At 74.5% G+C, this 5,130-nt stretch carries 5 protein-coding genes; 2 read left to right on the top strand and 3 right to left on the bottom strand.

Translation table 11 applies throughout. From position 1 onward, the window contains the following. Positions 1–362, bottom strand: a 362-nt coding sequence (locus B7767_RS27270) for a DUF6597 domain-containing transcriptional factor (RefSeq protein WP_373408244.1), incomplete at its 3' end; no start/stop codon positions are given. 9 nt (positions 363–371) lie between these two features. Continuing rightward, on the bottom strand, positions 372–1,307 hold the full coding sequence (locus tag B7767_RS27265) for an AraC family transcriptional regulator (protein WP_085574499.1): 936 nt from the start codon (positions 1,305–1,307) through the stop codon (positions 372–374). Between the two features lie 81 nt (positions 1,308–1,388). Between B7767_RS27265 and B7767_RS27260 the strand changes: the two genes are divergently transcribed. Then, complete coding sequence (locus tag B7767_RS27260) at positions 1,389–2,222, top strand: NmrA family transcriptional regulator (protein WP_085574498.1); 834 nt, start codon at positions 1,389–1,391, stop codon at positions 2,220–2,222. Positions 2,223–2,336: 114 nt separating this feature from the next. Here B7767_RS27260 and B7767_RS27255 read toward each other — a convergent pair whose 3' ends face one another. After that, a complete protein-coding gene (locus B7767_RS27255) occupies positions 2,337–3,476 on the bottom strand; it encodes a YihY/virulence factor BrkB family protein (RefSeq protein WP_085574497.1) in 1,140 nt (379 codons plus the stop codon). A 90-nt stretch (positions 3,477–3,566) separates the two neighbouring features. Between B7767_RS27255 and B7767_RS27250 the strand changes: the two genes are divergently transcribed. Further along, positions 3,567–5,130, top strand: a 1,564-nt coding sequence (locus B7767_RS27250) for an acyl-CoA dehydrogenase family protein (protein WP_085574500.1), incomplete at its 3' end; no start/stop codon positions are given.

Here is a 5,130-nt window from a genome sequence, read left to right as displayed (position 1 = left end):
CGCAGGGCCAGGTCCTCCAGGGCGTGCGCCGGATCGTCCGCCGCGTTCACGCGGGCGGTCATGCGGCGTACGCCGGCCGCCGGCCACAGGTCGGACAGGGCGACGCGGAGGTCGCGCAGTTCGTGGGCGGGCACGCCGAGCAGGGCGGGCGCGGTGCCCGGGGGGAAGCGGACGCCCGCCCACGCGCTCGGCCGGCCTTCGGTGAGGTGGGCGCGGGTGTCGGGGCCGGCGACCAGCAGGCGGCCCTCGTTCCAGAGCAGGTCCATGCAGCCGTCGGGGAGCACCCGGCCGCCCCCGCCGCCGGAGGGGGTGTTGGTCCACACGACCGCGCCCGTCAGCCGCGACGCCCGCTCCCTGTACACGCCCCCAGGCTACGCCGCCCGTGTCCGCCACTCCTGCGGGCTGACCCCGTAGGCCCGTTTGAAGGCCGTGGACAGGGCGAACGCGCTGCCGTAGCCGACCTGGCGGGCGATCGCGCCGATGGTGTCACCGGTGTCGCGCAGGCGGTCCGCGGCGAGGGCGAGGCGCCAGCCGGTGAGGTACGTCATCGGGGGTTCGCCGACGAGTCCGGTGAAGCGGCGGGCGAGGGCGGCGCGGGAGACCCCGGCCTTCGCGGCGAGCGTGGCGACCGTCCACGGGTGGGCGGGGTCGTCCTGGAGCAGGCGGACGGCCGGGCCCACCACCGGGTCGGCCTGGGCGCGGTACCAGGCGGGCGGCTCCGCCTCCGGGCGGGCGAACCAGGCGCGCAGCGCGGCGATGACCAGCAGGTCGAGCAGCCGGTCCAGGACGATCTCCTGACCGGGGTCGTCGCGCACGATCTCCTCGCTGAGGAACGGCGTGAGCGGGCAGTCCCACACGTCGGTGGTGAGGGAGAGCAGCGGCGGCAGCGCGTCCAGGAGCCGGCCGCCGATCTCGCCCCGCATCCGGTAGGTGCCGATCAGCACCACCGTCCCGCCGTCCGGCCGGTGGCCCCAGGTACGCACGCCCAGGTCCATGACGCCGTTCAGGGGGCGCCCGTCGGGGTAGGAGCACGCGCCACCGGGCAGGATCAGCGCCTGCGGGGCCGTGGCCGGGTCGTCGGCGCAGGTGTACGGGTCGGGGCCGCGCGCGATGGCGAGGTCGCCGGGGCGCAGCCGCAGGCGCTCTCCCCCGTCCGGCACGACCCACGCCTCGCCGCGGACCAGCAGCATCAGCGTCAGGGGGGCGCGGTCCTCCACGCGGATCGCCCACGGCGGGTCGAGACAGGCCCTGATCATGAACGCGCCCCGCGCACGGGGCCCTTCGAGCAGGCCGGTGAGTGCGTCCATGGGAGCAGCGTAGACGCAGGCTTATGGGAATGAGCCGTTCGGCGATGGTTCCTTGCGGCGTGCGGGAGTTGACTCGTCGGCATGACACAGGACATCGGGAACACGACGATCGTGGTGACGGGCGCGACGGGGCGTACGGGAAGCCGGGTGGCGCGGGCCGCCGGAGCCGCGGGGCTGACGGTGCGGGCGGCGTCGCGGGCGACCGGGTTCGACTGGGCGGACCGGTCGACGTGGGCGGAGACCCTGCGGGGTGCCGACGCGGCGTATCTCGTCCACCCGGCGGACGTCGGCGCCCCGGGGACCGCGGAGGCGGTCGGCGAGCTGGCCGGGACGGCGGTCGGTCTGGGGGTACGGCGGCTGGTGCTGCTGTCGGCGCGGGGCGAGGACCAGGCGCTGCCCACCGAGGAGGCGCTGCGTGCCTCGGGCGCGGACTGGACGGTCGTACGGGCCGCGTGGTTCGCGCAGAACTTCAGCGAGGGGCCGCTGGCGGCGGAGGTGCGGGGCGGGGAGCTGGTGTTCCCGGCGGGTGAGGTGGCCGAGCCGTTCGTGGACGTGCGGGACGTCGCGGAGGTGGTGGTGACCGCGGTGACGGGCGGGGAGCGGTACGCGGGGCGGACGCTCGCCGTGACCGGGCCCCGGCTGCTGACCTGGGGCGAGGCGGTGGCGGAGATCGCGGCGGCGACGGGGCGTCCGCTGGCGTACCGGGCGGTGCCGGCGCAGGACTACGGCGAGGCGCTGGTCGGTTTCGGGGTGCCGCCGGAGGAGGCGGGTTTCCTCACCGGGCTGTTCGGGACGCTGCTGGACGGGCGGAACGCGCGGGTGGAGGACGGGGTGCGGGAGGTGCTGGGGCGGGAGCCGCGGGACTTCGCCTCCTTCGTGGCCGAGGAGGCGGGGGCCGGCACCTGGAAGGCGTGAGCCGTTTTCTTCGCCCCCGCCGCCCCTTCCCGTCCCGAACCTGGGGCTCCGCCCCGGACCCCGCTCCTCAAACTCCCCCAGAGGGGCTGAATCTCAGCCCCTGGCGAAAACAGCTCATTTCTCCTCGTGCCCCGGCCCCTCCCCGTTCCTCGGGTGGGTGGACTTCACGTGGGCGCGCAGACGTGCCGTGACGTCCTCCGGGGGCAGGAAGCGGGACCAGCGTTCGGGGAACTCGGAGGGCATGTCGGGGTCCGCCTCCCCGGCCGCGGTGGTGCGGGCGACGTACTCGGCGACCTGCGCCTGCCGCAGCCGCTCGTTGGCCTCGCGGGCCGCGGCCGTCGCGGCGGCCGGCCAGACCCGGTCGATGGCCGCGTTGACCGCGGCCCCGACGAGCACGGCGAACGCGGACACACCGATCCACAGCAGTACGGCGACGGGGGCCGCGAGGGAGCCGTAGATGGTGGGCCCCTCCACGGTGTTCGTCAGGTAGAGCCGCAGCAGGAAGCTGCCGAGCACCCACATCGCGAGGGCGACCAGCGCGCCGGGCACGTCCTCGATCCACGGGGAGCGCACGGGCACGGAGACGTGGTACAGCGTGGTCAGGAAGGCGACGGAGAGCAGGATGACGACCGGCCAGTAGAGGATCTGGACGAGCGTCGTCGACCAGGGCACCACCCGGACGACCGCGTCCGGCCCCGCCACCATCAGCGGCAGCGCGATCGAGCCGATCAGCAGGGCCACGATGAACAGCAGGAAGGCCAGCAGCCGGGTCTTCACGATGCCCCGGACGCCGTCGAGGCCGTACATGACGGTGATGGTCTCGATGAAGACGTTCACCGCGCGGGAGCCCGACCACACGGCGATCAGGAAGCCGAGGGAGATCACGTCGGGCCGGCCGCCCTTGGTGACGTCCCGCAGGATCGGCTCGGCGACCTCCGTCACGCCCCGGTCGGACAGCACCGTCCGGGAGGCGTCCAGGAGGTTGCGCTGCACGCTCTGGATGGTGTCGGCACCGGTCCAGGCGTCGACGTAGCCGAGGAGGCCGATCAGGCTGAGCAGCAACGGGGGGACCGACAGCAGCGTGAAGAACGCCGCCTCGGCCGCCAGGCCCAGGATGCGGTACTCCATGCACGAATTGACGGTGTCCTTCAACAGCAGCCAGGCGGTCCTGCGCTTGGAGACGTTCCGGTAGAGGGCCCGGGCCCGGTGGAGGCGGCCGGAGGGCGCGTCGGGGGATTCACTTGCTGGCTGCACGACCTAAAGGTATCCGTCGTACCAGGTCGCACTCACCCGCAGGCCGGATCGGCGGGTGAGGCCGGCGTACCGCGGGGTAGGTTCGTGGGCATGGCAGGCACCACGCACACCGTGACCAATCAGGCTCCCCCGCTGGTGCAGTACGACGTGTTCGGCGCCGACCGGGCTCTGGTGGAGGCGGTCGAGCGGCATCTGGCGCCGGACGTGCTGGACGAGGGCCGCTCCGAGCTGTCGGGGCTGGGGCGGACCGCCGGGTCCGCGCAGGTGCAGGAGTGGGGGGTGCTGGCGAACGAGAACCCGCCGCGGCTGCGCACCCACGACCGCTACGGTCACCGGATCGACGAGGTCGACTTCCATCCGTCCTGGCACCGGCTGCTCGGCAAGGGCGTCTCGGCGGGGCTGACGGCGGCGTGGGGGCGGCCGGGCGGGCATGTGCGGCGGGCGGCGGCGTTCCTGGTGTGGACGCAGGTCGAGGCCGGCAACGGCTGCCCGCTGTCGATGACCCACGCGGCGGTTCCCGCGCTGCGCACCGATCCGGCGCTGGCGGCGGAGTGGGAGCCCCGGCTGACGTCGACGATCTACGACCGTGCCCTGCGGCCGCCGCGCCAGAAGCCCGGCGCCCTGTTCGGGATGGGCATGACGGAGAAGCAGGGCGGCAGCGACGTACGGGCGAACACGACGGCGGCGCGCCCGCTCGCCGAGGAGGGCGCGTACGAGCTGACCGGGCACAAGTGGTTCTGCTCGGCGCCGATGTCGGACGCCTTCCTGGTGCTGGCGCAGGCGCCCGGCGGGCTCACGTGTTTCCTGGTGCCGCGGGTGCTGGAGGACGGCACGCGCAACGTGTTCCTGATCCAGCGGCTGAAGGACAAGCTGGGCAACCGGTCCAACGCGTCGGCCGAGGTCGAGTTCGCCGGGACGTGGGCGCGCCGGGTCGGCGAGGAGGGGCGGGGGGTGCGCACCATCATCGGGATGGTGGCGGCGACCCGGCTGGACTGTGTGCTGGGCTCGGCGGGGCTGATGCGGCAGGCCGTGGCGCAGGCGGTGCACCACTGCGCGTACCGGGAGGCGTTCGGCGGGAAGCTCGTCGACAAGCCGCTGATGCGCAATGTGCTGGCCGATCTGGCGCTGGAGTCGGAGGCGGCCACCACGCTGGCGCTGCGGCTGGCGGCGGCGTACGACGACGGCGGCGAGCAGGAGCGGGCGTTGCTGCGGATCGCGGTGCCGGCGGCGAAGTACTGGGTGACCAAGCGGTGCGCGCCGCTCGCGGTGGAGGCGGCGGAGTGCCTGGGCGGCAACGGGTACGTCGAGGAGTCGGGGATGCCCCGGCTGGTGCGGGAGTCGCCGCTGAACTCCGTCTGGGAGGGCGCGGGGAACGTCCAGGCGCTGGACGTGCTGCGGGCGCTGCGCCGGGAGCCGGCCGCACTGGACGCCTATCTGCGGGAGGTGGGGCGGGCGCGCGGGGCGGATCACCGGCTGGACGCCGCGATCAAGGGCCTGCTGACCGAACTGGCGGACCTGGAGGGCGTCGAGGGGCGGGCGCGGCGGCTGGTGGAGCGCCTCGCGCTGGTGCTCCAGGGGTCGCTGCTGGTGCGGTACGCGCCGCCGCAGGTGGCCGACGCGTTCTGCGCGGCGCGGCTGGGCGGGGACGGGGGCG

The organism is Streptomyces sp. 13-12-16, from assembly GCF_002114215.1.
In the GTDB taxonomy this organism is placed as follows: domain Bacteria; phylum Actinomycetota; class Actinomycetes; order Streptomycetales; family Streptomycetaceae; genus Streptomyces.
This window is presented reverse-complemented; position numbering and strand designations above follow the sequence as displayed.